This is a genomic window from Streptomyces sp. NPDC002133 (assembly GCF_040296405.1).
In the GTDB taxonomy this organism is placed as follows: Bacteria; Actinomycetota; Actinomycetes; order Streptomycetales; family Streptomycetaceae; genus Streptomyces.
On record NZ_JBEOXF010000001.1, the window covers coordinates 368,420 to 395,212 of the forward strand.

The 26,793-nt window shown below is 71.6% G+C and carries 28 protein-coding genes and 1 pseudogene; 15 read left to right on the top strand and 14 right to left on the bottom strand.

Annotated features, from left to right (window positions below; all coding sequences use genetic code 11):
• Positions 1–4: 4 nt before the first annotated feature.
• The 3 genes from ABT078_RS01575 to ABT078_RS01585 all read right to left on the bottom strand — a co-directional run bounded on the left by ABT078_RS01575 (position 5) and on the right by ABT078_RS01585 (position 2,224).
• Entirely contained in the window at positions 5–988 is a 984-nt protein-coding gene (locus ABT078_RS01575) for an FAD binding domain-containing protein (RefSeq protein WP_351222604.1), read from the bottom strand.
• The gene (locus ABT078_RS01580; protein WP_351222606.1) at positions 985–1,554 is read right to left on the bottom strand and encodes a 2Fe-2S iron-sulfur cluster-binding protein; all 570 of its coding nucleotides are present in this window, start codon (positions 1,552–1,554) and stop codon (positions 985–987) included. The genes ABT078_RS01575 and ABT078_RS01580 overlap by 4 nt, the downstream gene beginning before the upstream one ends.
• 112 nt (positions 1,555–1,666) lie before the next feature.
• Positions 1,667–2,224: a roadblock/LC7 domain-containing protein gene (locus ABT078_RS01585; protein WP_351222608.1), complete on the bottom strand. Its 558-nt coding sequence runs from the start codon at positions 2,222–2,224 to the stop codon at positions 1,667–1,669.
• A 24-nt stretch (positions 2,225–2,248) separates the two neighbouring features.
• On the opposite strand from ABT078_RS01585, the gene pcaDC reads away from it, so the two are divergent.
• The 5 genes from pcaDC (at position 2,249) to ABT078_RS01610 (ending at position 6,184) form a co-directional block, all read left to right on the top strand.
• Positions 2,249–3,556, top strand: a complete 1,308-nt coding sequence (gene pcaDC / locus ABT078_RS01590; protein WP_502981129.1) for a bifunctional 3-oxoadipate enol-lactonase/4-carboxymuconolactone decarboxylase PcaDC — start codon at positions 2,249–2,251, stop codon at positions 3,554–3,556.
• Between the two features lie 324 nt (positions 3,557–3,880).
• Positions 3,881–4,513: an MBL fold metallo-hydrolase gene (locus tag ABT078_RS01595; RefSeq protein WP_351222610.1), complete on the top strand. Its 633-nt coding sequence runs from the start codon at positions 3,881–3,883 to the stop codon at positions 4,511–4,513.
• A 72-nt stretch (positions 4,514–4,585) separates the two neighbouring features.
• Positions 4,586–5,365, top strand: a complete 780-nt coding sequence (locus ABT078_RS01600; RefSeq protein ID WP_351222612.1) for an exodeoxyribonuclease III — start codon at positions 4,586–4,588, stop codon at positions 5,363–5,365.
• Between the two features lie 55 nt (positions 5,366–5,420).
• Positions 5,421–5,864 carry a DUF6278 family protein gene (locus ABT078_RS01605; protein WP_351222613.1) on the top strand — a complete coding sequence of 148 codons (444 nt, stop codon included), beginning with the start codon at positions 5,421–5,423 and terminating at the stop codon, positions 5,862–5,864.
• Between the two features lie 131 nt (positions 5,865–5,995).
• The gene (locus ABT078_RS01610) at positions 5,996–6,184 is read left to right on the top strand and encodes a hypothetical protein (protein WP_351222615.1); all 189 of its coding nucleotides are present in this window, start codon (positions 5,996–5,998) and stop codon (positions 6,182–6,184) included.
• Positions 6,185–6,238: 54 nt separating this feature from the next.
• Here ABT078_RS01610 and ABT078_RS01615 read toward each other — a convergent pair whose 3' ends face one another.
• From ABT078_RS01615 to ABT078_RS01625, 3 genes are all read right to left on the bottom strand, one after another.
• Positions 6,239–7,816: a CocE/NonD family hydrolase gene (locus ABT078_RS01615; RefSeq protein WP_351222617.1), complete on the bottom strand. Its 1,578-nt coding sequence runs from the start codon at positions 7,814–7,816 to the stop codon at positions 6,239–6,241.
• Positions 7,817–7,949: 133 nt separating this feature from the next.
• On the bottom strand, positions 7,950–8,111 hold the full coding sequence (locus ABT078_RS01620) for a hypothetical protein (protein ID WP_502981130.1): 162 nt from the start codon (positions 8,109–8,111) through the stop codon (positions 7,950–7,952).
• Between the two features lie 28 nt (positions 8,112–8,139).
• Positions 8,140–8,298, bottom strand: a complete 159-nt coding sequence (locus tag ABT078_RS01625) for a hypothetical protein (RefSeq protein WP_351222619.1) — start codon at positions 8,296–8,298, stop codon at positions 8,140–8,142.
• 194 nt (positions 8,299–8,492) lie between these two features.
• Here ABT078_RS01625 and ABT078_RS01630 point away from each other — a divergent pair, with 194 nt between their 5' ends.
• Positions 8,493–9,263 (top strand): alpha/beta fold hydrolase, encoded by a 771-nt coding sequence (locus ABT078_RS01630; RefSeq protein ID WP_351222621.1) that lies wholly within the window; start codon positions 8,493–8,495, stop codon positions 9,261–9,263.
• Complete coding sequence (locus tag ABT078_RS01635) at positions 9,260–10,516, top strand: cytochrome P450 (RefSeq protein ID WP_351222623.1); 1,257 nt, start codon at positions 9,260–9,262, stop codon at positions 10,514–10,516. Before ABT078_RS01630 ends, ABT078_RS01635 begins: the two co-directional genes overlap by 4 nt.
• On the opposite strand, the gene ribA is transcribed toward ABT078_RS01635, so the two are convergent.
• Positions 10,491–11,180, bottom strand: coding sequence for a GTP cyclohydrolase II (ribA, locus tag ABT078_RS01640; protein ID WP_351222625.1), 690 nt, complete (start codon positions 11,178–11,180; stop codon positions 10,491–10,493). The two genes, ABT078_RS01635 and ribA, sit on opposite strands and share 26 nt — an antisense overlap.
• Before the next feature lie 135 nt (positions 11,181–11,315).
• Between ribA and ABT078_RS01645 the strand changes: the two genes are divergently transcribed.
• Entirely contained in the window at positions 11,316–12,089 is a 774-nt protein-coding gene (locus tag ABT078_RS01645; RefSeq protein WP_351222627.1) for a creatininase family protein, read from the top strand.
• Complete coding sequence (locus ABT078_RS01650) at positions 12,086–13,036, top strand: RibD family protein (RefSeq protein WP_351222629.1); 951 nt, start codon at positions 12,086–12,088, stop codon at positions 13,034–13,036. Before ABT078_RS01645 ends, ABT078_RS01650 begins: the two co-directional genes overlap by 4 nt.
• Here the strand turns inward: ABT078_RS01650 and ABT078_RS01655 are convergent.
• The 5 genes and pseudogenes from ABT078_RS01655 to ABT078_RS01675 all read right to left on the bottom strand — a co-directional run.
• Positions 12,932–13,873 (bottom strand): annotated as a pseudogene (locus ABT078_RS01655) (lysylphosphatidylglycerol synthase transmembrane domain-containing protein); the annotation flags it as partial. The gene ABT078_RS01650 and the pseudogene ABT078_RS01655 overlap by 105 nt on opposite strands.
• Positions 13,870–14,802 (bottom strand): class I SAM-dependent methyltransferase, encoded by a 933-nt coding sequence (locus tag ABT078_RS01660; RefSeq protein WP_351222631.1) that lies wholly within the window; start codon positions 14,800–14,802, stop codon positions 13,870–13,872. The gene ABT078_RS01660 and the pseudogene ABT078_RS01655, both read right to left, overlap by 4 nt.
• Entirely contained in the window at positions 14,799–15,974 is a 1,176-nt protein-coding gene (locus ABT078_RS01665; RefSeq protein WP_502981132.1) for a glycosyltransferase family 4 protein, read from the bottom strand. The genes ABT078_RS01660 and ABT078_RS01665 overlap by 4 nt, the downstream gene beginning before the upstream one ends.
• A complete protein-coding gene (locus tag ABT078_RS01670; protein ID WP_351222632.1) occupies positions 15,947–16,345 on the bottom strand; it encodes a 6-pyruvoyl trahydropterin synthase family protein in 399 nt (132 codons plus the stop codon). The genes ABT078_RS01665 and ABT078_RS01670 overlap by 28 nt, the downstream gene beginning before the upstream one ends.
• 94 nt (positions 16,346–16,439) lie before the next feature.
• On the bottom strand, positions 16,440–17,438 hold the full coding sequence (locus ABT078_RS01675) for a zinc-dependent alcohol dehydrogenase (RefSeq protein ID WP_351222633.1): 999 nt from the start codon (positions 17,436–17,438) through the stop codon (positions 16,440–16,442).
• Positions 17,439–17,548: 110 nt separating this feature from the next.
• Between ABT078_RS01675 and ABT078_RS01680 the strand changes: the two genes are divergently transcribed.
• Positions 17,549–18,307: a CDP-alcohol phosphatidyltransferase family protein gene (locus ABT078_RS01680; protein WP_351222635.1), complete on the top strand. Its 759-nt coding sequence runs from the start codon at positions 17,549–17,551 to the stop codon at positions 18,305–18,307.
• A gap of 24 nt (positions 18,308–18,331) precedes the next feature.
• Here ABT078_RS01680 and ABT078_RS01685 read toward each other — a convergent pair whose 3' ends face one another.
• Together ABT078_RS01685 and ABT078_RS01690 are read right to left on the bottom strand one after the other, a co-directional pair.
• Positions 18,332–20,212: an alkaline phosphatase family protein gene (locus ABT078_RS01685; protein WP_351222636.1), complete on the bottom strand. Its 1,881-nt coding sequence runs from the start codon at positions 20,210–20,212 to the stop codon at positions 18,332–18,334.
• Positions 20,213–20,386: 174 nt separating this feature from the next.
• Positions 20,387–21,130, bottom strand: a complete 744-nt coding sequence (locus ABT078_RS01690) for a hypothetical protein (RefSeq protein ID WP_351222638.1) — start codon at positions 21,128–21,130, stop codon at positions 20,387–20,389.
• A gap of 105 nt (positions 21,131–21,235) precedes the next feature.
• Here ABT078_RS01690 and ggt point away from each other — a divergent pair, with 105 nt between their 5' ends.
• The 5 genes from ggt (at position 21,236) to ABT078_RS01715 (ending at position 26,782) form a co-directional block, all read left to right on the top strand.
• Positions 21,236–23,044, top strand: coding sequence for a gamma-glutamyltransferase (gene ggt / locus ABT078_RS01695; RefSeq protein ID WP_351222640.1), 1,809 nt, complete (start codon positions 21,236–21,238; stop codon positions 23,042–23,044).
• A 120-nt stretch (positions 23,045–23,164) separates the two neighbouring features.
• Positions 23,165–23,803, top strand: a complete 639-nt coding sequence (locus ABT078_RS01700; protein WP_351222642.1) for a hypothetical protein — start codon at positions 23,165–23,167, stop codon at positions 23,801–23,803.
• Between the two features lie 103 nt (positions 23,804–23,906).
• Positions 23,907–24,137, top strand: coding sequence for a ferredoxin (locus ABT078_RS01705; RefSeq protein WP_351222931.1), 231 nt, complete (start codon positions 23,907–23,909; stop codon positions 24,135–24,137).
• On the top strand, positions 24,127–25,521 hold the full coding sequence (locus tag ABT078_RS01710) for an NAD(P)/FAD-dependent oxidoreductase (protein ID WP_351222644.1): 1,395 nt from the start codon (positions 24,127–24,129) through the stop codon (positions 25,519–25,521). Before ABT078_RS01705 ends, ABT078_RS01710 begins: the two co-directional genes overlap by 11 nt.
• Positions 25,522–25,549: 28 nt before the next feature.
• Positions 25,550–26,782 (top strand): cytochrome P450, encoded by a 1,233-nt coding sequence (locus tag ABT078_RS01715; protein ID WP_351222646.1) that lies wholly within the window; start codon positions 25,550–25,552, stop codon positions 26,780–26,782.
• The last annotated feature ends 11 nt before the right edge of the window (positions 26,783–26,793 follow it).

Below are 26,793 nucleotides of genomic sequence, written 5' to 3' on the forward strand. Positions count from 1 at the left end.
CTCCTCAGCTCGCCCGGGCCACTTGCGCCAGCGTGCGGCACAGCGTGCGCTTGGCCAGCTCGATCTTGAAGTCGTTGTGTCCCTGGCCGACCGCGTCGCGCATCGCCGCCTCGGCGGCGGCGCGATAGGTGGCCATCGTGGCCGGACGGCCGGTCAACGCGGCCTCCGCCTCGACGGACCGCCACGGCTTGTGCGCCACTCCGCCGAACGCCACCCGCGCCTCACTGATCGTTCCCTGATCGGTCGAGGCCACAGCCGCCACGGAGACCAGCGCGAACTCGTACGACGCCCGGTCGCGCACCTTGCGGTATTTCTGCCGGCCCGGCGGAGGCGGGGGCAGGACGATGCTCGTGATCATCTCGGCGGGCCGCAGCACGGTCTCGATGTGCGGCGTATCGCCCGGCAGTCGGTGGAAGTCCGTGATGGCGACGCGGCGTACCGTCTGATCGGCGTCGAGCAGCTCGATCTCCGCTTCCAGCACGGCCAGCGCGACGGCCATGTCCGAGGGGTGGGTGGCGATGCAGGAGTCGCCGGCGCCGAGGATCGCGTGTATCCGGTTGAACCCGTCGATCGCCGAGCATCCGGATCCGGGACTCCGTTTGTTGCAGCCCGCGGCTGTGTCGTAGAAGTAGGGGCAGCGCGTACGCTGCAACAGGTTTCCACCGGTGGACGCCTTGTTGCGCAACTGGCCCGAGGCGCCGGCCACCAGCGCCTCCGACAGCACCGGAAAGCGGGTGCGCACCAGGGCATCGGCGGCCACGTCTGAGTTCGCCGCCTGGGCGCCGATACGCAGTCCGCCGTCCGGGAGTTCCTCGATGTCCCGCAACGGAAGCCGGCTGATGTCGACCAGATGGCTGGGCTTCTCGATGTCGAGCTTCATCAGGTCGAGCAGATTGGTGCCGCCGCTGATGAACTTCGCGCCGGTCCGGGACACGGCGGCGACGGCGGCCTGTACATCCGTCGCTCGCTCGTAGGTGAAGGACCTCATCCCGGGCCTCCCTCCGCGATGCCGCGGATGGCCGCGACGATGTTCGGATAGGCGGCGCACCGGCAGATGTTGCCGCTCATCCGCTCGCGGATCTCCTCATCGGTCAACGCGATCCGCGGCGAGGCCACGTCGGAGGTGGCGTGGCTGGGCCAACCCGCGTCCACCTCGGCGAGCATGCCGACAGCCGAACAGATCTGGCCGGGAGTGCAGTAGCCGCACTGGAAGCCGTCAGTCTCGACGAAGGCGCGTTGCATGGGGTGCAGGCCATCGGGACCGCCCAGGCCTTCGATCGTCACGATCTCGTCGTCCTCGTGCATGACGGCGAGCGTCAAACAGGAGTTGATGCGCCGGCCGTTGATCAGCACGGTGCAGGCGCCACACTGCCCGTGGTCGCACCCTTTCTTGGTTCCGCTCAGGCGCAGATGTTCGCGCAGCGCGTCGAGCAGCGAGGTCCGCGGATCCACCTCGAGCCGCCGCACTTGATCGTTGACGCTCAACCGTATCGCCGAGAGTCGGGCCGTCTCGCCCTGGCTCCGCCCGGCGGCGTCCGTGTCCGGATCGCTCATCGAAGCCCGCCTTCCTCGCTAGGTGCGGGTGTCACGCCGGACATGCGTCACCGCTGTCGGGCGCGCTTGCTCCCTGCGGACCGTCGCCACTGCCGGGCGCGCCCCGCCATTGTCAGGGTCTCGCAGATGCCTTCGAGCCGCGATTCAAGCTCTGCGCCATGTGGTGGCTGATCAGGCCGATGTTCGCAAGGGGGCCGGTGGCGTCGACCGACAGCATCGTGTTCTGCCGGGCCGCGGTCGTCAGACCGCTGTAGTCGAGGCACTCGATCATCTGCCGGTGCACACCGCCGCCACCTGTGAATTCGTTCCACGCCCTCGTCGCGGCGCGCATGACAGCGGTCGGCGCGGCGAACTTCTCGCCGCCCTCCTGGCTGATCGTCTCCCTACAGGCCTCGAGCAGCCCGCCGCTGCTCATCAGCACGGCGTACCGGACGCCCTCGACGCCGCCGGGCTGCTGCCGGGCCCTGGGAGGAGCCCGGCGCCAAGGCCTGCCGTCGGCCGGACCGCCACCATCGGCGAGCGCGACGCGTCCACCGCCGGACGGTCCTTCGGGGCCGAGCCCCTCTGGGCCGCCGGCACCACGCACCGGCAGAAGGGCCCCAGGCCGGCCCAGCACATCACGGTCGATCTGACCGATCCGTCCGCGACCCGAGGTGTCCGTCGTCTCCACGGCGACCCCCTGATTCCGGAGCGCATGCCTCCGCTCACTACTGTGGAGCGGGTGAGTGACACGCAGATGCCTACGCCCTCGAAGACCCTGCAGTACCGGATCGACGGTCCGGACGACGCTCCCGTCCTCGTCCTGGGGCCCTCGCTCGGCACCACCTGGCACATGTGGGACAGGCAGACACCGGAGCTGTCCCAGCAGTGGCGCGTCCTCCGCTTCGATCTGCCCGGCCACGGCGGCGCCCCCGCGCACCCCGCGAGCTCGGTGACCGAACTCGCCGACCGCCTCGTCACCACCCTCGACGGACTGGGCGTGCAGCGCTTCGGGTACGTCGGCTGCTCGATCGGCGGTGCGGTCGGCATCGACCTCGCGCTGCGGCTCCCGCACCGGGTCGCCTCGCTGGCGCTCGTCGCGGCCTCGCCCCGGTTCGGCACCGCCGACGAGTTCCGCCAGCGAGGCGTGATCGTCCGCACGAACGGAATGGACCCGATGGCCCGCACCGCTCCCGACGCCTGGTTCACGCCGGGCTTCGTGGCGGCGCAGCCCGCGATCGTCGAATGGGCCGTCCAGATGGTGCGGACCACCGACCCCGGCTGCTACATCGCCGCCTGCGAGGCGCTCGCCGCCTTCGACGTACGGGCCGACCTCGGGCGCGTCGGCATCCCCACTCTGGTCCTGGTCGGCTCCGAGGACCAGCTCACCGGACCCGCCGAGGCCCGCACCCTGGTCGCCGGCATCCCCGACGCCCGCCTCGCGCTGGTTCCCGGCGCGTCCCACCTCGCGCCCGTCGAGCAGCCCGCAGCGGTCACCGACCTGCTGGTACGCCACTTCTCGTCGGCCTGGCAGGACACACTGGCCGCGATCCCGGCGCCGCCGGTGTTCCCCTCGATCTCCGCCCCGGTCGCCCAGATCGCTCCGGCCCCGGAGCAGCCGCACGCCGTCGGGGCGGTGCGCCCCGACGCGTACGAGGCCGGGATGAAGGTCCGCCGCGAGGTGCTCGGGGACGCGCACGTGGACCGGGCCCTGGCCTCGGCGGACGACTTCACCGGTGACTTCCAGGAGCTGATCACCCGGTACGCCTGGGGCGAGGTCTGGAACCGCGACGGGCTGGACCGGCGGACCCGCAGCGCGGTCACGCTCACCGCGCTGATCGCGGGCGGGCACCTCGAGGAGCTGACGTTCCATACGCGGGCCGCGCTGCGGAACGGGCTGACTCCCGCCGAGATCCGCGAGGTCTTCATCCAGGCGGCGGTCTACTGCGGCGTGCCGGCCGCCAACTCGGCGTTCCGGGTCACCCAGGCGGTGATCCGCGAGGAGACGACCCCGCGGGAGTAGCCCTCGCCGCGTCGTGGCCGCCTGCGGAGGGCTTCGTCCCCGCCCTGCCCCTTCCCGGGCCCCTGCCCGAGGACGAGGCGTGCCGTCGCGCGCTGGAAGCCCTCACCGCGTGGGTGCAGATCTTCACGACCTGGAGCGGTGATCCACCGCACCCGGTGCCCTCAAGATGTGACCTGGCGGCAGCTGCCAGCCGGGGGCGAGTCCCCGGACCTGCCCACCGGGCGGCCCGCACCCCCGTGGGAGAGGACCCCGCCCCGCAGCGCCTCGCCGTGTCCGGGCCGCTAGGGTCGCAGGAGGGGCGTACGCGCGAGGGAGGCCACCGAGGTGAAACTCACAAAGAAGTCGCACGCCTGCATCCGGCTGGAGAAGGACGGCCGCACGCTCGTCATCGACCCCGGCGGTTTCAGCGAGGAGGACGCCGCACAGAGCGCGGACGCCGTTCTCGTCACGCACGAGCATCCCGACCACTTCGACGAGCAGCGCCTGCGCGTGGCCATGGACGCCGATCCGGGGGCCGAGATCTGGACCTTGCGGAGCGTCGCCGACCGGCTGTCGGCCGCCTTTCCCGGCCGCGTGCACACCGTCGGCAACGGGGACACCTTCACCGCCGCCGGCTTCGACGTCCAGGTGCACGGGGAACTGCACGCCGTGATACACCCCGATCTGCCGAGGATCACCAATGTCGGCTTCCTCGTGGACGGTTCGCTGTTCCACCCCGGCGACGCGCTGACCGTCCCCGAGCAGCCCGTGGAGACGCTGATGCTGCCGGTGATGGCTCCCTGGAACAAGATCTCCGAGGTCATCGAGTACGTACGCGAGGTCGGGCCGCGCCGTGCGATCGACATCCACGACGCCCTGCTGACCGAGCGCGCGCGCCCCATCTACGACACCCACCTGGGCAACCTCAGTGGTGCCGAGCACAGCAGGCTCGGCTCCGGGGAGTCGGCCGACGTCTGACGGGCGCGCGCCGCCGACCGTCGGACGGTACTGCCACACCTTGCTGTCACACCCCGCGGTTACGCTTGCGGCATGCGCATCGCCACGTTCAACGTCAATTCGATCACCGCCCGGCTGCCGCGCCTGCTCGCCTGGCTGGAGAGCAGCGGCACCGACGTGCTGTGCATCCAGGAGACCAAGTGCACCGCGGAGCAGTTCCCCAGCGAGGCCCTGAGGGAGCTCGGCTACGAGTCCGCGGTCAACGCCGACGGCCGGTGGAACGGCGTGGCGGTGGTCTCCAGGGTCGGGCTCGACGACGTCGCCATGGGGCTGCCCGGCGGCCCGGCGTACGGCGGCGTGCAGGAGCCGCGCGCACTGGGCGCCACCTGCGGCCCGGTCCGCGTCTGGTCGGTGTACGTGCCGAACGGGCGGGAGGTCGCCCACGAGCACTATGTGTACAAGCTGGCCTGGCTGGAGGCGCTGAAGGGCGCCGTCGCCGAGGACGCCGCGGGCGACCGGCCGTTCGCCGTGCTCGGTGACTACAACATCGCACCGACGGACGAAGATGTGTGGGATCCGTCGTTCTTCGAGGGTATGACCCATGTGACCGAGCCGGAGCGGGCCGCGCTGGAGCGGCTGCGCGAGGTCGGGCTCTCCGACGTGGTGCCCCGGCCGCTCAAGTACGACCACCCGTTCACCTACTGGGACTACCGCCAGCTGGGCTTCCCCAAGAACCGGGGTATGCGCATCGACCTGGTCTACGGCAACGAACCGTTCGCCAAGGCCGTCAAGGACAGCTATGTCGACCGTGAGGAGCGCAAGGGCAAGGGTGCCTCGGACCATGCCCCTGTCGTGGTCGATCTCGAGCTCTGAGGCGCCTCCTGCGCGCCGTGTGGTGCGCCCGTCCATGGGAATGCGAGGCTGAGGTATGAACATCCCTTTCTTGGACAACTGGCGCAAAAGGCATGGCGGTGAGCGGGGTGGGCAATCGCTGGCCTCCGCCGTCGGCGGCGACCCCGACGGTGTGGCCGAGCTCCTCGCCGAGTGCGAGCTGCTGCGGGTCCGGGCAGGGCAGCAAGGGCTGGAACTGGACGACACCCCCACGTCGTTGGAGGCGCTGGACCAGCTGCCGCCGCGCTGGCGGGAGGATCCGGAGGAACTGCCCTGGGTGGGCAACGACGCGGGGCTCTATCTCGGCACCGTGATCGTGCGGACCGTCCGGGGTGCCTCCTGGCATGTCTGGCCGGGTGGTCACCCGGTGGTGCGGCTCGCGTCGGGCCGCGAGATCAACGTGGTGGAGGCGGGGCTGGACTGGGCGGCGCACGGCTCGCCCGAGCTGTCCCAGGTGTACGCGGAGGCGGCCGAGGCCTGACGGTCCCGGCCACCCGCGAGATGGTAAATACGGCTTATGCCCTATTTATGCGTGTCGTCTGTGAAGTCCCTTGGCGGCCTGGATAGTTTGCGCTGACCCGACACCGCTGAGAAAATGGGGCAGGGCAGCGTATGGGCGTCGATCCGTTGATCGAGCTGCGTGACGTCAACAAGCACTACGGGCAGATGCACATCCTCCTGAACATCAATCGCAGGATCTGCGGTGGCGCGCGCGACCCCGGAGAGCTCGACTACGATGGGCCGTTCATCCCTGTGATGACGGCGGCCCCGCCGATCCGCACCGGGATGCGCAGTCCCTGACACCAAGGCCGTGGACGTCGCCCCGGCCGTACCTGTCCCGGCGGCAGCCGGAGATCACTTCTTGTGCAGCGGGACCGACACGTACGACGGGTCGGCCGTGGGCGAGGAGAAGGTCAGCTGTGCGCCGGACGGGTTGTGCTCGATGTAGAGCGGGTCGACGGTGTCGACCACCAGGGCCAGACGATGGCCGGCCGGTACGTCGTAGGCGGTGGAGAACAGCTCCAGGTCGACGGCGAACGGCCGGCCCGGAGTCCCGCCGTGGAACGTGTACGGGGCGTTGCTCACCAGCTTGCCGAGGCCGAGCGAGCCCACGTCGTACAGGTACGCGACAAGGGTGCCGCTCTCCTTCGTGCTGGTGACCGTGGTGTGCAGCTTCACCGTCCCGCGGATGTGCTGCTCGGTGCCGTACCGCTCGGACTGCCAGACCGCGGCGAACGGCCGCGGCAGCAGGGGAATCGAAGCGAGCGGGGGCACCTTCAGGAACTGGTCCAAGGTGCTCGAGAGCATCACGATGCCGCCGTTGGCGCCGGAGTCCACGTTCGCGCGGATCGTCTTCGTACCGCCGAGCGCCATCTTGCGGGCGTCCGCGCCGACCGACTTCCAGTCGGGGTACGTCTCGTAGCCGCCGGAGGAGCGGGACTTGATCCGGACGGGCTGCTCGCGGTCCACGCCGTTGTCGGCGCCCTTGAGGTGGTGGTCGAACCAGCGCCGGGCACTGGCCCAGGTGTCGTTGGGCAGCCCGAGCAGACCGGTGGCCTCGGCCGTGGCGTGGTCGCCGGGACGGAACTCCAGGCGCTTGGGCACGGTGAGCCGCTCGTAGAACTCCGCGTACTGGTTGGGCGGGAAGATGGTGTCGCCCCACGCGTTGCCGAGCATGACGGCAGCACCGTTCCGGTTGATGCGGTCGAGATGGGTGGCGGGGGAGCGCTTCTTCCCCCACGCGATCATCTCGTCCTCCTTGGCGAGGTTCGAGCCGAGGAAGTCCTTGGTGAACTGCTGGAGTTCGGGGCTCGGGCGCCCGGTGAGGTAGCCCGCGCCGACGAGCAGCGAGGCGGCCTGCACGTGCTGGGTGCGACCGCTGTAGATGGAGTCGGTGAGGTCGGCCCAGCCGCTGAGTGCAGCGACCGCTCTGATCCGCTCGTCGTGCGCGGCGGCGAGCAGACTGATCCCGGCGGCGTACGACATACCGGCCATGCCGACCTTGGAAGGGTCCGCAGGGGTGTTCGCGAGTGTCCAGTCGATGACCTTGGACGCGTCGGCGATGTCCGGTGGCCCCGCCACCTCGATGTGTCCGCCGGACTGCCAGAAGCCGCGCACGTTGTAACTGACCACCACATAGCCCGAGTCGGCGAGCTTCGTGGCCTGGGCGAGGTACTCGACCTGGGGCGTGGCCCAGCTGGTGGGCAGCACGATGACGGGGTACGTGCGCGACCCGCCGGCGTCCGCCGGGGTCACGACGTTGGCCTTGAGCACCGTGCCGCCGTCGCCTTGGATGTCGACGAACCGGATACCGGGCCGGCCGTCGGCCGCGGCCGGGGCAGCCGGGGCCAGCCCGAAGGCGGCACCGGCCAGGAGGGCGGCCGAGACGGTGCCGGTCGTGGTCGTGCGCAGGGCCTTGTGGGGGTGGGCCATCGGTCACTCCTGACTCGTGCCGGTCCGAAAGTGCCCCGACGGTAACCGGCCACGCTTACCTGAGGTAACCCGTCGGTAAGTTACGCAGGGGTAACGATTGTTGGACATCGTGTCAACGAGGGGTCGGGGGGCGTCACCGCAGGGCGCTCTTGGCCTGCCATTCGGCCCAGCTCGGATTCCACTCGCCGTAGCCGTTGTCGGGGGCGATCGTGCCCTTCGCGTCCGTACCCGTGATCTCGAAGGGATCGCCCGGCCGGACCGCGTCGTACACCGCCTTCGCGTCCGCGTCGCTCATCCCGATGCAGCCGGAACTGCGGTTCGCGCTACTTGCCGCCGCCGCCCGCCTTGGCGTCCGAGCCGGCGCCGCCAGGGGCTCCGGAGCAGCCGGTGAGCGCGACCGCGAGCGCTGCGAGGCCCGTGGTCACGGCGGCGCGGACGGTGGTGCGCGGGCGTATGCCGACGCGGCTGCGGCTGCGGCTCAACTCAAAACCCTCCGTGGCGCTCTGTTCCACCGATACAGAGTCAGGAGGAGGGGGCGAGGTTGCGTACATGCCGGGTATTTCCGTCGTTGGCGGATGTGACATGTCGGACAGTACGCCGGTTCTGTACCCTGGCGGATCCGTCGGCGGGAAGCCACCGTTGTCCCGTACGCATCCAGCCCGCGAACGGAGACGTCGTGACACCCTTCGTGCTTCCGCACACGCTGCTCGGCGACGGACCGCACCGCGTCATCGCCGTGCACGGCTGGTTCGCCGACCGCGGCGCCTACGCCCCCGTGCTCGCCGACCTGGACCTGGCCTCGTTCACCTACGCCTTCGTGGACCTGCGCGGCTACGGAGAGGCGATCGGCGCCCCAGGCGCGTACACCACCGGCGAGGGCGCCGCGGACGTGGTGGCGCTCGCCGGTCGGCTCGGCTGGGACCGCTTCTCGCTCATCGGCCACTCCATGGGCGGATCCGTCGTCCAGCGCGTGTCCGCGCTCGCACCCCACCGGGTGCGGCGGCTGGTCGGCATCTCACCCGTGCCGGCCGGCGGACTGCCGATGCCACCGGACCAGTGGGGGCTCTTCGCCGACGCCGCCGACAGTCCCGCCGACCGGCGCACCATCATCGACATCACCACCGGCTCGGTACGGCCCGCCGCCTGGCTGGACCGCATGGTGCAGCGCTCGCTGCGGCGCAGCGACCCCAAGGCCTTCCGTGCCTGGCTCGACTCCTGGGCGGTCGAGGACTTCCACAGCGACGTCGAGGGCTCGACCGTCCCGGCGCTCGCCGTCGTCGGCGCACTCGACCCCGCGCTGGGCGCCGAGCTGATGCGGGACACATGGCTGCGCTGGTACGCACGGGGCGAGCTCACCGAGCTGGCGGCCGCGGGGCACTACGCGATGGACGAGACACCGCTGCAACTGATCCGTACCGTCGAGGACTTCCTGCGGGCCGACGCATGAGCACAGCCACGGTCCCCGACGTGTTCGACCCGCGGATCTACGCAGACGGGCCGCCGCACGACGCCTTCCGCGAACTGCGCGACCGTCACCCGGTCGCCTGGCAGGACGAGTACGAGGTGCTGGGCTGGCCCGCCGGGCCAGGCTTCTGGGCGGTCACCCGCCACGCCGACGTCGTCCGCGTGCTCAAGGACGCGGAGAGCTTCTCGTCGTGGCTCGGAGCGACACAGATCCGCGACCCCGACCCGGCCGATCTGCCCTTCATCCGCCGCATGATGCTCAACCAGGACCCTTCCCCTCGCCACGCGGGGGAGGGCCCATCGGACCACGGCCGGCTGCGGCGACTGGTGAGCCGGGCCTTCACCCCCGGCCGTGTCGACCGCTTCACGGCCGCCGCGCGGGCCCGGGCACGGGAACTGCTCGGCGTCGCACGCGAGTCCGGCCCGGTCGTCGATCTCGTGGCCGCCGTCACCGACGACTACGCCCTGCTCAACCTCGCCGACCTGCTCGGCGTTCCGGAGAGCGACCGGGGACTGCTGTTCACGTGGACCGAACGCGTCATCGCGTACCAGGACCCCGACGAGCCGGCCGTGCTCGACGGCGACGGGAGACCGGTCAATCCGCGCTCGCCCGCGATGCTGCGCGAGATGTTCGACTACGCGCACGAGCTCGCGGCGTACAAACGGCGCCGTCCCGGCGACGACGTCATGACCTCGCTCGCCGCGCCCGGACTGTCCGACGCCGAGCTGGAGATGTTCTTCTTCCTGCTCACCGTCGCAGGGAACGACACGGTCCGCAGCGCCGCGCCGGGCGGGCTCCTGGCGCTCGCCGGGCACCCGGACGAGCAGCGGCGGCTGCGGGCGGGCGAGGTGGGCGTGGACACCGCCGTCGACGAGCTGCTGCGCTGGCATCCGCCGGTGCTGTCCTTCCGTCGCACCGCGGCCCGCGACGTGAGCCTCTGCGGCCGGACGCTACGCACCGGCGACAAGGTCGTCGTCTTCCACGCCTCCGCCAACTACGACGAACGCGTCTTCGCCGACCCGCACCGGCTCGACCTGTCCCGCTCGCCCAACCCGCATGTCTCCTTCGGGGACGGCCCGCACGTGTGCCTGGGCGCGCATTTCGCGCGCCTTCAACTGCGTGTGCTGCACGAGGAGGTGCGGGAGGCGCTGCCGCTCCTCACGGTCGCGGAGCCGCCCAGGCGGCTCGTGTCCAACTTCATCAACGGGATCAAGGCACTGCCGGTGGCGCTGTAGGTTCCGCCGCGGAGCGGACCGTCGCCCGGTCCAGGTGCGGAAGGTGGTGGCCGAGGCGCTCCTGCTTGGTCCGCAGATAGAAGATGTTCTCCTTGCGCGGCGCGGTCAGAAGCGGAACCTGCTCGGTGACTTTGAGGCCGTGCTGGAGCAGAGCATCGCGTTTGCGCGGGTTGTTCGACAGCAGTCGTACGGACCGCACCCCGAGGTCGTGGAGCATGTCCGCCGCCACCCGGTAGTCGCGGGCATCGGCAGGGAATCCGAGCGCGAGATTCGCGTCGACGGTGTCCAGCCCCTCCGCCTGGAGATGCATCGCCTGGAGCTTGGCCAGCAGGCCGATTCCCCGGCCCTCGTGCCCCTGGAGGTAGACGAGCACGCCGCGTCCTTCGCTCACGATGGCTCGCAACGCCGCCTCCAGCTGGTCCCCGCACTCGCAGTGCCGGGACCCGAAAACGTCCCCGGTCAGGCACTCCGAATGCACCCGGACCAGTACATCGTCCCCTTCGACGTCGCCGTGCACCAACGCGATTTGTTCGTCCCCGCGATGACGGTCCAGATATCCGACGGCGAGAAAGACACCGTAATCGGTGGACAACTCGACGGTCGCCCTGCGTTCGGCATCCGTGGAACGAACGTCGTCGTGATGCGGGACATCTTTGTCTGTCATGGCGGTATCCTGTCGGGTAGCCTCTGGCAGGGACATGATTAGCGTGAGAGAACTCGATCCACCCGTTTATCGAGGTGTTCGAGCAGTGCATCTCATGGCACGAGGAACGGGGCGAAGAAAGAAGGGTTCGGGGACATGAGCGGCCTGTACACGCGACCGCCGGAGTGGGGACTTCTGCCGCTGGACACGACGGAGGACGCGAGGACGGCGCGGGCGCAGCTCGCCGTGCTCCCCATCGGCAGCTTTGAGCAGCACGGCCCGTACCTCCCCCTGATGACCGACACGGTCATCGCCTGCGCCATCGCCAGGGAGGTCACCGCCGCGTATCCGGTCCTCCGGCTGCCTCCGCTGACCGTATCGTGCTCGCACGAGCACGCCGACTGGCCGGGAACCGTCAGCATTTCCGCCGTGACCCTCCATGCCGTCGTCCGGGACATCGCGGAATCGCTCCGCCGCTCCGGCGTCGCCAACCTGATTCTGGTCAACGGCCACGGCGGGAACTACGTCCTGCGCAACGTGGTCCAGGAGTCCGCCGGCAGCGGCACGCGCATGGCGCTTTTCCCGGGCCCGGACGACTGGAACGCGGCGAGGGACCGTGCCGGTGTGCGGACGCCGTCGCACAGCGATATGCATGCGGGTGAGGTGGAGACCTCCATCCTGTTGCACGAGCATCCGGAACTCGTCCGGCCCGGACATATGACCTCCGATTTCGTCGTCGACGACCGACGGCATTTGCTCACTCTCGGCATGCGGGCCTACACCGCGACCGGAGTCGTCGGCCGTCCGTCGTTGGCATCGGCCGAGAAGGGCAAGGAATTGCTGTCCGGCCTCGTCGATTCCTTTGCCGCATACTTCTCGCTCCTGGTCCCGGCGGAATCCGCGGATCCGGCTCCGCGGGGGACCTGTTGAACGGGCCCGCCGCAGCGCGGGGCGCCGGCACGCTCGACGCTGCGCGGGCGTGGGACCTGCTGCGCGGGCTGCGGACCGAAGCGGAAGCCGACGTTGCCGGGCTGCTCCGCGGCACCGACGGCCGGCGCCGCTGGCGGGACGCCTCGCCCGAGGCGCACGTGCTCGCCGACCGCTATCTCCCGCTGTGCCTGGCCGGCCCCCGGTTCACCTTCGCCCAACTGGGCCAGAGCCTCGACGGTTTCATCGCCACCCGGAAGGGCGACGCCGACTACGTCACCGGAGCGGAGGACCGTGAGCATCTGCACCGCCTGCGCGCACTCTCCGACGCGGTGGTCGTCGGTGCAGGTACCGTCGTCGCGGACGATCCCCGGCTGACGGTCCGTGCCTGCGCCGGAACCGACCCGGTGCGCGTCGTCCTCGACCCCAACCGCCGGGTGCCGCCGCGACGCCAGGTGTTCACCGACGGGGCCGCCCCGACCCTGTGGGTGGTGAGCGCCGACGGCGGGCGCGGGGGAGGCGCTACGGACGCCGCCGGCATGAACGGCGTCGACGTTCTGACCCTCCCCGACAGCGCCGCGTTCGCCCCCCGGCGCCTGGTGCACGAGCTCGGACGCCGCGGCCTGGGCCGTGTGATGGTCGAGGGCGGCGGCGTCACCGTGTCGCGCTTCCTCCACGACGGTGCGCTGCACCGGCTGTATCTCACCGTGGCACCGGTCCTGATCGGTGACGGCGTGCCAGGGCTCGGCTTCCCCGGACCCGACCTGATGCGGGACGCGCTCCGGCCGCCGATGCGCCGGGCCGCCCTCGGCGAGGACACCCTCTTCGAACTCGACCTGCACACGCCGGATTCCGGCGAACCAGTCGACGGCGAGCACCACGACGCCGGGCAGGCAGGCGGCGAACGCGAGCAGCCCGTACGCCACGGCGACGGTCAGCCCCTGGGCTGAGCCCAGGCCGGCGGCCCCGAACGCCCAGGCGGTGACTCCCTCCCGAGGGCCCCAGCCGCCGATGTTCACAGGTAGCGCCATGGCGAGCAGCGCGAGCACCATCAACGGCAGCAACTCGGTCGCCGGCGCCGTCGATCCCGCGGATCGGGCGGCGAGGAGCAACATGGCGAGGTGACCCGCGAGCACCGCGACCGACGCGATCAGCACGCCCGGCCAGCTGCCTCGGGCGAGCAGCCCGAGGCGCGCCTCGGCGAGCATGGTCCGGACCGCGCGGCGCCGCCGCGAGGTCGCCGGCCTCCCCCGGAGCGCGACCACAGCGACGACCGTCAGCCCGCACACCACGGCGAGTGCAGCGGCGGCCTCCGGCGTCGCGGCGAGCCGGACCGCCTCGGCCGGGGCGCGGGAGACGTGCGCGACGAGGAGCACGGCACCGGCCGTGACGAGGACGGCCTGCCCCGCGATCCGCTCCAGCAGGACCGCCCGGACGCCCCGGCCGACGTCACCGGCACTCCGCCCGTGCCGTACCGCCCGGTGGACGTCGCCGAGGACGCCGCCGGGCAGCGCCGCGTTCAGGAACACCGCGCGGTAGTAGTCCGCGACGGCCCGGCCGAGCGGCAGCCGGATGCTCAGACCACGGGCGACGAGCCACCAGCGCCACGCACTGAGCACGGTCGTGAACAGGCCGAGGCCGAGAGCGGCCAGCAGAGTGGGGCCGTCGATCCCGTGCAGCCCGTCCAGGAAGGCGCCGGTGCCCTGCCACCACAGCACCCCCGCGAGGATGCCCGCTCCGGCGAGAATGCCGAGGCGGGCCCGGACCGCCCGGACCGCCCGGGTCACGAGGTGACGTCCGTCCGCCGGGGCAGGGCGAGCACATCACTGTGATGCACCACCACCCGCAACTCGCCCGCTTCGCAGGCCGCCAGACGCCGCCGCAAGTAGGCGTCGGCGCGAGCCGCGAGCTCCGGCCGCTGTGTCCGCGCGGCGCCGACCCAGCCACGGAGCCACTCCGCGGTCAGGGCCGTCATCGGCGCCGCGTCGCGGGTGCCCGTGGACGCATCATCCGGGCAGGCGGCGTTCCGCGAAGCGGCACCGAGCCGCCACGGGCTGGTCTGTACCCGTACGGTCATGCCATGACGGGCGAAGGCCACGGATGCCGCGGCAACGGCGTCGGGCCCCAGCAGCCGGCGGCCTTGATCGCACCGGCGCTGGTGGGCGTTGAACGCATCGGTGATGTCGGCGTCCATCGGATCGGCCGGCGCGAGGTCGACCCGCCCCAGCACCGAAAGAGCCAGCAGCGCCGGGCAGCGGGCGCCCGAGCAGGCCGCGACCAGCCCGTCCAACTCGTCGCGGGTGAGCAGGTCCAGCAGGGCCGAGGCGGTCACCAGCGAGGTGCCGGCGAGAGCGTCCGCCGTCAGCCGGGCGATGTCGCTGCGTTCCGTCGTGACCGTGACCGGGCTGCCGTCCGCAGCCGTACGGGGCATGCTCTCGGCGGCCAGGTCGAGCAGATCGGGGTCATGGTCGTGCAGGATCCAGTGCTGCGGCCCCTCCAGCCGGGGGGCCAGCCAGCGTCCCATGGAGCCGGTGCCGCAGCCGAGGTCGCGGATCACCAGCGGTGCGTCCCGGCCCGGCCGGTTTCCCGGGCCGGCCGGGCGTGGCAGATGACGGCGCAGCGGTTCGAGGAGTTCGGGAGCCCGGGCCGCGGCGTCGGCGGCCTCCCGCAGCGCCAGCCACTCCGGTGGGTAGCGCGTGACATGGGTCGTGCTCATGCGGCCTCCAGAGTTTCCTGCCGGATCTGTTCCAGCGCCCTGGCCAGGTTCCGTGAGGTGGTCTCCCAGCCGGCCAGCGCGGTGCGCCGCCGGCGGGCGGCCGCCTTCGAGCGATGTCGTTCGCCGGGGCCGGCGAGCCAGCGACGCAGCGCTGCGGCGAGTGCAACCGGATCCTCGGGCGGGACGAGGAAGCCCGGCACACTGCCGTCGGGTGCCTGCCCCATCGCCTCCGGCGTTCCCCCGACGGCCGTCGCCAGTACGGGAACACCGCGCGCGAGCGCCTCGGTCACCACCATGCCGTAGGTCTCGGAGCGCGAGGGGAGCACCAGGAGGTCCGCAGTGGCGTAATGCGAGTTCAGCCCGGGGCCCGTCCGGGGGCCGACGAGGCGCACCCGGTCGCCGAGGCCGAGTTCCCCGATGAGCCCCCGGACCTGGTCGACGTAGCCGGGACTCTGGCCCAGTCCGCCGACGCACTCGCAGGTCCACGGCAGGTCGGCGACCGACGCCAGGGCCCGCACCAGCAGATGGTGCCCCTTGCGCGGGGTCACCGACGCGACGCACAGCAGGCGCGGGGGCCCACCGGCCGCCGGGCCGGTTCCGGCACCGGTCGCCAGGGGCGCGATATCGGCACCCGGCTCGGCGACATGGACGCGCTCGGCGGCGAGTTCGTGGTGGTCCACGAGTCGGCCGGCCGCCCAGTTGCTGGTCGCCACGACCGCCGCCGCGGCCCGTAGCGTCCTGCGCTCGGCTGCGTCCAGGGCCGCGGCCACGTCCGGGGCGAGGCCGGTCTCGTCGCCCAGCGGCAGGTGGACCAGTACGGCCAGGCGCAGCCGTTCGGCCTCCGGGACGACGACCTCCGGGACACCACAGGCGACGAGTCCGTCGAGGAGGACGAGGGAGCCGTCCGGCGCGGCACGGAGCGTCCGGGCGAGTTCCTCGCGCGCGTCGGCCCCGGGGCGTGGCCAGTCGCCCGCGACGGTGTGTTCGTGGACCTGCCAGCCGATCCGGGGCAGTTCCCGGCACACCCGGCGGTCGTAGGTGTTGCCGCCGCTCGGCGACGTCGGATCGTCGACGCCTGCGGGCATCACGACGCGGACCGAGCGCCCGGGCGCGGCGATGCCGGCCGCTTGGTTCGCCGCCTGGTTCACAGCGCCCGCTCGTAACTCGCCCATGCGATGTGCGACTCGTGCAGGGTGACCGTGATGCCGGACAGGCCCCGGGCACCCTCGCCCAGCGCTCCGGCATGCACCCGGTCGGCCAGGCGGTCGGTGATGACCTTGGCCAGGTACTCCGTCGAGGTGTTGATGCCGGCGAACGCGGATTCGTCGTCCAGATTGCGGTAGTTGAGTTCGCCCACGACGGCGTTCAGCTCACGGGTGGCCAGTCCGATGTCGACGACGATGTTGTCGGCATCCAGCTCGGGACGGCGGAAGGTGGCGTCCACGAGATAGGTGGCTCCGTGCAGACGCTGGGCGGGTCCGAAGACCTCGCCGTGGAAGCTGTGCGCGATCATCAGGTGCTCGCGGACGGTGACGCTGAACAAGTGCGGTGACCTCCCGGTCGACGGATCCGGCAGCCGACGGTGCTGCCCTGCCCTTCACTACGGCCGCAGTGTGCCGTGTGTTCACGGCCGGAGGTCAGAGGTGATCCGCGGCCGTGTCCGTGTCGTACCGGACGCGGTGGCACAACCCGGGAAGATCCCCTGCGGCGATCCTCGGCATCACCGACGGCAGCTCATCGAACGCGCACTCGCTGGTGATCAGTGCGTCGAAGGACGGGTCGGCGAGCAGGTCGAGAGAGAGCGCGAGCCGGTCGGCGAAGGTCCTGCGAGAGCGCCGGGCCTCGGCCACCCTGCCCACCTGACTGCCGCGCAGGACCAGTCGGCCGGAGTGGAACGCCTCCCCGAGCGGCAGGCTGATCCGCTGGTCGCCGTACCAGCTCAGCTCCAGGACCGTGCCCTCCGGCGCCAGCAGTTCCAGCGCGCGTGTGAGTCCCGCCTCGGTCGCGCTGGCGTGGACGGCGAGGTCGCAGTCCCCCAGGGCGTCCTCGGGGAGCGCGAAGTCGACGCCCAGCGCCTCGGCCACGGCTGCGCGGGCGGGATCGGAGTCGATCAGCTGGACCCGGACACCGGGGTACCGCGCGACGAGAGCGGCGACGGAGCAGCCGATCATGCCGGCCCCGACCACGGCGATCCGGTCGCCGACCATCGGCGCGGCGTCCCACAGCGCGTTCACCGCCGTCTCCACCGTGCCCGCCAGCACCGCCCGTCCGGCGGGGACGGTGTCCGGCACCGGGGTCACGGCGCTCGCCGGGACGACATAGCGGCTCTGGTGCGGGTAGAGACAGAAGACCGTGCGCCCGACGAGGTGCCGCGGACCCTCCTCGACCAGGCCGACGCTGAGATAGCCGTACTTCACGGGCCCCGGGAACTCGCCGTCCTGGAAGGGCGCCCGCATCGCGGAGTACTGGCTCTCCGGAACGCCCCCGCGAAAGACCAGGCTCTCCGTGCCCCGGCTCACCCCGGAACAGAGCGTGCGCACCACGACGTCGTCGGTGCCCGGTTCGGGCAGCGACACGTCCCGGATCTCGCCGCTGCCGGGGGACCGGAGCCAGAAGGCGCGAGCGCGGCTCTCCAACGACGTCCTCCCGCTGAACGCTGGTGTGGGGATTTACGTTCTGACAATCATGAGGCCGCGCACACGGTACGCGGCCGACATCGACCCTGTCACACGACCGGAGGTACGCGGTGGCCCTGAGCGGCACGAACAACAGGAGGCCGGCGCGCCCGGAGACGGTCGAGGGGGCGGGCGCGCAGACCCTCCTGCTGGTCCTGCTCGGCATCGCGACCGGATTCGGACCCGTCGGATGGGCGACGGGTCTGGCCTTCACGATCGGCACGTGGGTCGTACTCACGCGGGCCCTGCGCCGTGCGCAGGTCGGGCCCTTCGGTCCGGCCAACAGGGTCACCCTGGCCCGGACGACGCTCGTGGGGGGCGTGACGGCGCTGGTCGCCGAGTCCTTCGTGAGCCGGCCGCCGACCGTGCTCCTCACCGCGCTCATCACAGTGGCGCTGGTCCTCGACGCGGTCGACGGCCACGTCGCACGGCGCACCGGGACGGAGTCGTGCTTCGGGGCACGCTTCGACATGGAGGTCGACGCGTTCCTCATCCTGGTGCTGAGCGTCCATGTCGCCCTGTCGCTGGGCGCCTGGGTGCTGGTGATCGGAGCCATGCGCTATGCCTTCGTCGCGGCGGCCCGTGTGCTGCCGTGGCTACGGGGACCGCTCCCTCCGAGCATGGCCCGCAAGACGGTGGCAGCCCTGCAGGGGATCGTCCTCCTCGTGGCCGCGGCCGGGATCGTCCCGCGCCCGGCCGCGTATGTGGCCGTTCTCGCGGCGCTGGCGGCGCTCGTCTGGTCCTTCGGACGGGACATGCGGTGGCTGTGGGCCGTCAGGGTCCGTGAAGGCGCGACCGTGACCGAGGGTGCGACGCACGTCGGGGCGTGACGTACGGCAGGGTGTTGACGCACGTCAGGGTGTGATGTGGCCGGGCCACCGGGACGTCGAGGGCGGAGCTGCGCCGGGTCCCGGGCCGTAGGCGGTCAGGAAGCGGTCCCGGAAGGTGTCCATCCGCCAGACCGGGGCCCCGGGGCCGGGCTTCAGGCCCTCCTGCCAGCCCCATCCGGAGATCCGCTCCAGCGCCGCCCGGTCGCGGGCGACGACGGTGATCGGTACGTCCCGGCCGAATTCGCCGTCGGTCACCGTCGCAGCGGGCTGATGGTCACCGAGGAAGACGAGCACGGTGTCGTCGTCGCCGTACTTCTCCACGTAGTCGATCAGGCTGGCGAGCGAGTACGCGACGGCCCGGCCGTACTCGGCGCGCACCTGCGCCGGGTCCTTCCACACGTCCTCGGGGTCGTTTCCGCCCCTCTTGACGGAGTGGTAGACCGAGCCGTCTCCCATCTCGTCCCAGCCGAGCGTCCGGGGTATCGGTGCCCATGGGCTGTGGCTGGAGACGAGAACGATCTCCGCCATCAGGGGCCTGCGGTCCGGCTTGCCGTGCTCCAGGCGTTCGAAGGCGCCCAGGCTGTACTGGTCGGGTACGGGCGACCAGCTGAACTTCGGTCCCCGGTAGCCGAGATTCCGGGAGTCGTAGACGTGGTCGAGGCCGTAGAACTCCCCCTCGGGCCAGGACCGGGTGACGCCGGGCATGATGCCGACCGTCCGCCAGGCACCCGTGTCCCGGAAGGCGCCGGTGAGGGTCAGGCGGTCGCTCCAGGTGAGGCTGTCGTAGCGCTGCTGATTCTTGATCCACAGGCCGGACATGAAGGTGGAGTGCGCGAGCCAACTGCCGCCGCCCGACGTCGGCGAGGTGAGGAAGGCGCTCCGGGAGGAGAAACCGGCCGCGCGCAGCCGTCGGGATCCGTCCGCGAGTACCGTGCCGATGTGCGGCGCGATCCGGGGGTCCTGGACCGCGCTGCGGCCGTAGCTCTCTATGAAGACGAAGAGGACGTCCTTGCCCCGCAGCCCGGTCAGCAACTGGTCGGCCGGGGTGCCGCGGAAGGCGTCGACGGCGGCCGCCTCCGCGAACGCCTGCCTGTCCTTCAGGCCTGCACGCACCTGACGCACGTGCTCCTGGGCCAACTCGGCGGTGCCGCGGGAGGCGAGGGGTGCGGCGGCGATCTGCGTACCGAGCGAAGCGCAGATGATCCAGACGGTCCCGAGCAGCAGCGTGCCACGGGTCGCTGCCGCGCTGTGCCGGACGACGACGTGGCACAGCCGGACGACTGCCAGGGTCATGAGGACGAGCAGGGCGAGGACCAGGACCCCGCTCCCGATCGCGGCGACGATCGCCCCGGTCGGCCCCGCGGAGTCCCTGAGGAACGCCTCGGCGTCGTCGAGCAGTGTCCAGTCGAGCAGTGGGTCGAACGGGCGGTCGAGGACGGAGTGGAAGCCCATGTCGAGCAGCTTCAGGACGGTCAGCAGGCCCAGACCCGCCCCGGCGACCACGGCGGCCACCTGCCTCGGTTTCGGCTTCAGGACGAGCAGTACCGCCGTGCCGAAGACGGCCTCCACCGGGATGCGGGTGAACGCGGCGGGGACGAGGCGCGGGAGTTCGTCCGGCAGGAGGAGGGCGCCGTGCACGAGCAAGGCGGCCAGGACGGTGGTACACCGTGTCAGGGCCCGTGGGGCGCCCGGGGACTTCTTCGGCCGACCGCCGTGGCCGCCGCCGTCGCGGGCGCCTCTGCCGGGGGCCTCGCCGTCGTGGTCCGCTGCGGCCGTCAGGCCCGCCGTGTTCCGGTCCACGGCGCCGTCGTCCGGCAGCCGGGGCGGGGAGCCGTACCGCGGCGGGCTCTCCTCCGTGACGGTGCTGTCCCGGTCAGGCAGTTGAGAGTGCGTCCAGAGCGACACCCGAAGGTCCTTCCGTGCGGAGCCCGGTGATGGCACGGCGAACCTGGCCCGGGGCCGGGGCCGCGGATACCTGTACGGCGTGCGGGCGGCATCCGTTCAAGCAGGCGACGACCGGGTACGCCGGCGCCGGGCGTCGCACACCGCGCCGTTCTCCCGGCACCGCGCCCAGGGCGGCTAGCTCTTGGCCCGGTGCGAATTCCGGACAGCGGGCTGCGGTTCCTGCGCCGCCTTGGTGACGTCCGCGACGAGCTCGACGACATCGGGCCCGTACGCCTGCGTGTTGACGACCTTCAGCAGCAGGACGAACGAGTTGGTGCCGTGTTTGCGGGCGAGCTTCTCGTGGTGACGGGCCAGATAGCGGGTGGCGGCCTGATTGGTGATCGCCCGCTGGCCGCAGAAGAGGAAGACCGGCCGCGATCCCTCGCCCGCGGTGAGCCGGGCGAGGAGGACGTACTCGGTGGTGCCCGCCTCCAGGCGGTACCGCTCGGAGCCGATCTGGAACGCGCCCCGGTCCGGGCCCGGCTCCACATCCGTGTTGACCGTCACGCCGGGGAGGAGCGAGGCGAGATGCGCCGCCATGCGGCGGTTCGAGTACGGTCCGCCGACGCAGAACTCCGTACGCTCGCCGAAGCCCTGCTGGGCGACGTCGTGCTGGACGATCTGGGCGTGCGCCCCGCAGTCCTTGACCAGCGCGGAGAGTTCCAGGAGCGCGAACACGTCGAACCGGTGCACCGCGCCCTCGCTGCCCGCCTCACGGTTCACCACCAGAAGGCACTCGGAATTCCCCGGCAGACCGAAGAAGGCCTGCTTCCGGCGGAGCCTGCGGCGCCAGAGGTGATTACGGGCGAACCAGCCGAGCGAGGCGCTGATACCAGCGGCCACGACGCCGAGCACGATATTGCGCAGGTCTTCATTCATGGGCGCGCATGCTAGCGGTCCGGGCCGAACAGTGTTCGATGCGGTCCTGACGGGAAAGCTGAGGTGTAGTTACGCTGCGCGGACGCCTTTCGACTGGAGGTACGGATGCGTCGTGGTGCTGCCGGACGTCTTGTCACGATTCCCGCCCTCGCGCTGGCGGTGCTGTCGGCGGGAGGTGCGGCCGCGCCGGCGGGAGCACCGGCCCGGGTGCCGGTCAAGGAGCCGGTGGCCGTCGGCTACGGGGGAGCGGTCGCGAGCGTCGACGCGGACGCCTCGGCGGCGGGCATCGAGGTGCTGCGCGGCGGCGGCAACGCGGTGGACGCGGCGGTGGCGACCGCCGCGGCACTCGGGGTGACCGAGCCGTACTCCGCGGGCATCGGCGGAGGCGGCTTCCTGGTCTACTACGACGCGAAGTCCCGCACGGTCCGGACCATCGACGGCCGCGAGACCGCGCCCGGCTCGGCCGATGCGTCCCTGTTCCTCGAGAACGGCAAGCCCATCCCCTTCGACGAGGGCATGACCAGCGGCCTCGGCGTCGGCACGCCCGGCACACCGGCGACCTGGGACGCGGCGCTCGACGCGTGGGGGAGCCGGCCGCTGCGACAGCTGCTGAAGCCGGCCGAGCGGCTGGCGAAGGACGGATTCACCGTCGACGCGACGTTCCGCTCCCAGACCCAGGCGAACGAGGCGCGCTTCCGCGACTTCCCGGCGACGGCGGAGCTGTTCCTGCCGGGCGGGCGGCTGCCGGTGGTCGGGTCCGTGTTCAGGAACCCCGGTCTCGCGCGTACGTACGAGGAGCTCGGACGCCAGGGCACCAGAGCCCTGTACCGGGGCGCGATCGCGCGGGACATCGTGAACACCGTGCGGAAGCCGGCCCTGCGGGAGGGCGCGACACGGGTCGTGCGGCCCGGTGACCTGACGCTGCGCGACCTGGCGGGGTACGAGACGGAGCGCCGGCTTCCGACGAGGATGTCGTACCGGGGCCTGGACGTGTACGGCATGGGCCCGGCGTCCTCGGGCGGTACGAGCGTGGGCGAGGCGCTCAACATCCTGGAGCGGACGGATCTCTCGGGACTGGCGCAGGCGAAGTATCTGCATCGTTTCATCGAGGCGAGCCGGATCGCCTTCGCGGACCGCGGGCGGTGGGTCGGCGACCCGGCGTTCGAGGACGTGCCGGTGCGGGAGCTGCTGTCGCAGCGGTTCGCCGACTCGCGGGAGTGCCTGATCCGCGACGACGCCGTGCTGGCGAGCCCGCTCGCTCCGGGGGACCCGCGGAGCCCGGCGGCGTGCGCGAGCGGCGGGAGGGCCGCGCCGACGACGTACGAGGGCGAGAACACGACCCATCTGACGGTCGCGGACAGGTGGGGCAACGTCGTCGCGTACACGCTGACCATCGAGTCGACGGGCGGCAGCGGGATCACCGTCCCGGGGCGGGGCTTCATCCTCAACAACGAGCTGACCGACTTCTCCTTCGCCCCGGCCGATCCGGCGGTCCACGACCCGAACCTCCCCGGCCCGGGCAAGCGCCCCCGCTCCTCGATCTCCCCGACGATCGTCCTCGACGGCGGGCAGCGGCCGGTGCTGGCGCTCGGCTCGCCGGGCGGTGCGACGATCATCACCACGGTGCTGCAGACCCTGACGGGTGTCGTCGACCGCCGGCTGCCCCTGGTCGACGCGATCGCCGCGCCGCGCGCCAGCCAGCGCAACCAGCCGACGACCGAACTCGAACCCGCCCTGTGGAACAGCCCGCTGCGCGCCGAACTGGAGGCGCTGGGCCACGCCTTCCGGCAGAACCCGGAGATCGGCGCGGCGACGGGCATCCAGCGGCTGCCGGACGGGCGCTGGCTGGCAGCGGCGGAGAAGGTGCGGCGCGGCGGCGGCTCGGCGATGGTGGTGCGGCCGGCGGCGCCGTAGCCCGGCCGGCGGGGGCCTGCGGCGGGCCTGGCGCGTGCCGTGTCACCCTCGTGGGTCGCCCCGGTGGCGCGGGGCGGGGCCTGAGCTGCTTGCTGGTCAGGGGGAGAGAGCGAGCAGCCCATGGAGCCGAACAGGGAGCGACTGCGGACGCCGCGCGCCGCCGGACTGGCAGGGATCGTGTTCGCGGTGCTGTTGGCGGCCGCGATCGTGCTGATCCGGCTGGCGATTCCCGAGGGAGCGGCCGCGGCGGGGGACGACGTCCTCAGTCAGAACCGGCGCAGGGCGGTGCGCGCCGCGCTGGAGCTCGTGCCGTTCGCCGGGATCTTCTTCCTGTGGTTCATGGGCGCCCTGCGCGCACAGGTCGGGGAGCGGGAGGACAGGTTCGTCGCGACGGTGTTCCTGGGGAGCGGACTGATCTTCGTGGCCGCCATGTTCGGCGCCGCCGCGGCGGCGGGCAGCGTTCTGGACGACCATCAGCCGTCGGAGTTCGGCCGCACCTTCGCGTACACCCTGCTGACCACGTACGCGATGCGGATGGCCGCCGTCTTCATCTTCGCGACGACCACCATCGGGCACCGGCTCGGTGTGTTCCCGCGCCCGCTCGCCGTCGTCGGGTACGTCGCCGGTCTGGTGCTGCTGTTCGTGGGACCGGGGTTCCCCTGGTCCGAACTGGTCTTCCCGGTCTGGTCCGCGATCGTGGGCGTCCATCTGATCAGGCTCCGTCTCCGGTCCCGGCCCCAGCCCGCCGATGTGGTGTGACGTCCGTCCGACCACCCTCCCGGCCGCCACGACATGCGGCACGGTGCGCGCGATCGCATCCTGACACCGAGGAGTGACCAGGCACGGGAAGGGCTGATCCGTGGTGAGACTTGTCGTCGATCTCAACCGATGCCAGGGGTACGCCCAGTGCGCGTTCCTCGCACCGGACGTCTTCGAAATGCACGGCGAAGAGTCGTTGCTGTACAACCCCCGGGCCGATGAGGCGCACCGGGACGAGGTCGCCCAGGCCGTGGCCGCCTGCCCGGTCCAGGCCATCCTGATGGACCAGTCGGACGAGACCGTGCCCGAACGGGAGGCGTCCCATGCGCGGTGAGGGATTCCTCGACTGGCTCAAGCGTGAGGGCCGTATCGTCGTCGTGGGCGCATCCCTGGCCGGTCTCAGGGCCGCCGAGACCCTCAGGGAAGAGGGCTTCGCCGGGACACTCACCATGATCGGCGACGAGCCGTACGAGCCGTACGACCGGCCCCCGCTGTCCAAGGCGGTCCTGCTGGGCAAGGCCACACCGGACCGCACCGCGCTGCCCCGGAGCCGGGCCCTGGATGCGGACTGGCGGCTCGGGGTCCCCGCCTCCGGGCTCGACATGGGCGCCAAGCGGGTACGGCTGGCCGACGGCGACGAAGTGCCGTACGACCGGCTGCTGATCGCCACCGGCGTACGGGCCCGACCGTGGCCGAAGGAGGCCGAGGCCGAGCTCGACGGGGTCTTCGTCCTGCGCACCCGCGACGACGCCACCGCGCTGCACAAGCGCCTGTCGGCCGGCCCCCGCAGAGTCTTCGTCATCGGTGCCGGTTTCACCGGCTCGGAGATCGCCTCCGCCTGCCGCGAGCAGAGCGTCACCGTCACCGTCGCGGAACGGGGCGCAGCGCCCCTGGTGGGCGCGCTCGGCGGTGTCGTCGGCGAGGTCGCCGCACAGTTGCACCGCGAGAACGGTGTGGACCTGCGCACCGGCGTGATGGTGACCGGCCTCGAAGGCGACTCGGCGGGGCGGGTGCGCGCGGCCCACCTCTCCGACGGCTCCAGCGTCGAGACGGATGTCGTGGTCGTCTCGCTCGGCGCGACGCGCAACACCGAGTGGCTCGCCGGATCGGGCCTGGGCGCGGGTCCCCGGGGCATCGCCTGCGACGCCGGTTGCCGGGCCTTCGACATCCGGGGCATCGTCACCGACGACGTCTTCGTGGCCGGTGACGTGGCACGGTCGCCGCACCCACTGTTCGGGTACCAGTTCCTGTCCCTGGAGCACTGGGGCAATGCCGTCAGCCAGGCCGAGACCGCGGCGCACAACATGCTGTGCGAGAGCGTGGAACGCCGCCCCCACATGTGGGTCCCCGCCTTCTGGTCCTCCCAGTTCGGGGTGAACATCAAGTCGGTCGGTGTGCCGTCCATGGGCACCGAGATCCTCATCTCGCAGGGTTCGCTGGCCGAGCGCAGATTCGTCGGTGTGTACGGGTTCCAGGACCGCGTCATCGGCGCCGTCACCTTCGACCAGGCGCGGTGGCTGCCGTTCTACGAGCGGCTGATCGAGACCACGGCGCCGTTCCCGCCGCAGTTCCCGACCGTGGACCGCCGCCCCGAGGGGGTGCGGCCCATGCCGGCCGACTTCCCCGACCCGTCGGTGCCCACCCACGGACCGACCGTCACCCTCAGTGGCTATTCGCCGTCCGACCGGCGGATCACCTTCACCCCCGGCCGGCACTGACCCGCGCGCGACCCCACAAGGACTCGTCATGACGACCCAAGTCAGCCTCCTGCGGCAGATCATCGACTACTCCAGCCGCGCGAACCCCTATCCCCTGTACGCGGAGCTGCGCAAGACGCCGGTGCTCGACGAGGGGGACGGCGCGTACATCGTGAGTACCTACTGGGAGATCCTGAGTCTCCTGCACGATCCGCGGGTCAGCTCCGACGCCCGCAACCGGACTGTCGGGCCCGAACTGGAGCCGGAGGGGGAGGAGACGGGCCTGCCACCCAGCTTCATCCGGCTCGACCCCCCGGAGCACGACCGGCTGCGCCGCATGACGAACAGGTCCTTCGGCCCGCCCCACAACCCCCGCCGGGTGCACGAGATGCGCGGCGAACTCGGGGGGATCGTCTCCGGGCTCATCGACGGCATCGGGAACACGGACCGGATCGACCTGGTCGAGCAGTTCTCGTACCCGTTCCCGGTGACCGTGATCTGCCGGCTGCTCGGCGTGCCGCGCGAGGACGAGGCGCGCTTCCACACCTGGGCGGACACCCTTGCCGCCAGCCTCGACCCGACGCCGGGTGAGGACCCGACGGAGCGCAACCGGATCGCCCACGAGGCCAGGACCCAGCTCGGCATGTATCTGGCCGGGCTGATCGAGGAGCGCCGCAAGAACCCCGGGGACGACATGCTCTCCGAGCTGGCGGCCGCCAAGGGCCCGGACGGGTCGATGACGACGATGGAGCTGCTCAGCACCGCCGCCCTGCTGCTGATCGCCGGCCACGAGACCACGGTGAATCTGATCACCAACGGGATGCTGACGCTGCTGCGCAACCCGGACGTGCTCCAACGGCTGCGCGAGAACCCGAAGCTGGCGGTGCCCGTCGTGGAGGAGCTGCTGCGCTTCGAGCCGCCGGTGCAGCTGGTGCCGAACCGCACCACCGTCGCGGACATCGACGTCGGTGGCGTCACCATCCCGAAGGGCGCGTCCCTGTGGCTCGTCGTGGCCGCCGGCAACCGCGACCCGCAGCGCTTCGAGAACCCCGAGCGGTTCGACCCGGACCGCAAGGACATCGAGCACCTGGGTTTCGGCAGCGGCATCCACAGCTGCTTCGGTGCGCCGCTCGCCAGGCTGGAGGCGCAGCTCGCGCTGAGCGAGCTGGCCCGCAGGCTCGTGAACCCCCGGCTGCTGGAGGATCCGCCCGAGTACCGGCAGAACGCGGTCCTGCGCGGCCCCCGCCATCTGCCCATCGCCTGCGACGACATCCGGCCGTGAGCGGCCGGGCC

Bases quoted from the DNA above. Each gene is read 5' to 3' on its own strand.
- ggt (WP_351222640.1), top strand. From the start codon at position 21,236: ATGCGTCGTGGTGCTGCCGGACGTCTTGTCACGATTCCCGCCCTCGCG.
- ABT078_RS01645 (WP_351222627.1), top strand. From the start codon at position 11,316: ATGAGCGGCCTGTACACGCGACCGCCGGAGTGGGGACTTCTGCCGCTG.
- ABT078_RS01710 (WP_351222644.1), top strand. From the start codon at position 24,127: ATGCGCGGTGAGGGATTCCTCGACTGGCTCAAGCGTGAGGGCCGTATC.
- ABT078_RS01660 (WP_351222631.1), bottom strand. From the start codon at position 14,802: ATGAGCACGACCCATGTCACGCGCTACCCACCGGAGTGGCTGGCGCTG.
- ABT078_RS01665 (WP_502981132.1), bottom strand. From the start codon at position 15,974: ATGGGCGAGTTACGAGCGGGCGCTGTGAACCAGGCGGCGAACCAAGCG.
- ribA (WP_351222625.1), bottom strand. From the start codon at position 11,180: ATGACAGACAAAGATGTCCCGCATCACGACGACGTTCGTTCCACGGAT.
- ABT078_RS01580 (WP_351222606.1), bottom strand. From the start codon at position 1,554: ATGAGCGATCCGGACACGGACGCCGCCGGGCGGAGCCAGGGCGAGACG.
- ABT078_RS01605 (WP_351222613.1), top strand. From the start codon at position 5,421: ATGAACATCCCTTTCTTGGACAACTGGCGCAAAAGGCATGGCGGTGAG.
- ABT078_RS01615 (WP_351222617.1), bottom strand. From the start codon at position 7,816: ATGGCCCACCCCCACAAGGCCCTGCGCACGACCACGACCGGCACCGTC.
- ABT078_RS01610 (WP_351222615.1), top strand. From the start codon at position 5,996: ATGGGCGTCGATCCGTTGATCGAGCTGCGTGACGTCAACAAGCACTAC.
- pcaDC (WP_502981129.1), top strand. From the start codon at position 2,249: ATGCCTCCGCTCACTACTGTGGAGCGGGTGAGTGACACGCAGATGCCT.
- ABT078_RS01715 (WP_351222646.1), top strand. From the start codon at position 25,550: ATGACGACCCAAGTCAGCCTCCTGCGGCAGATCATCGACTACTCCAGC.
- ABT078_RS01620 (WP_502981130.1), bottom strand. From the start codon at position 8,111: ATGAGCGACGCGGACGCGAAGGCGGTGTACGACGCGGTCCGGCCGGGC.
- ABT078_RS01700 (WP_351222642.1), top strand. From the start codon at position 23,165: ATGGAGCCGAACAGGGAGCGACTGCGGACGCCGCGCGCCGCCGGACTG.
- ABT078_RS01635 (WP_351222623.1), top strand. From the start codon at position 9,260: ATGAGCACAGCCACGGTCCCCGACGTGTTCGACCCGCGGATCTACGCA.
- ABT078_RS01690 (WP_351222638.1), bottom strand. From the start codon at position 21,130: ATGAATGAAGACCTGCGCAATATCGTGCTCGGCGTCGTGGCCGCTGGT.
- ABT078_RS01575 (WP_351222604.1), bottom strand. From the start codon at position 988: ATGAGGTCCTTCACCTACGAGCGAGCGACGGATGTACAGGCCGCCGTC.
- ABT078_RS01600 (WP_351222612.1), top strand. From the start codon at position 4,586: ATGCGCATCGCCACGTTCAACGTCAATTCGATCACCGCCCGGCTGCCG.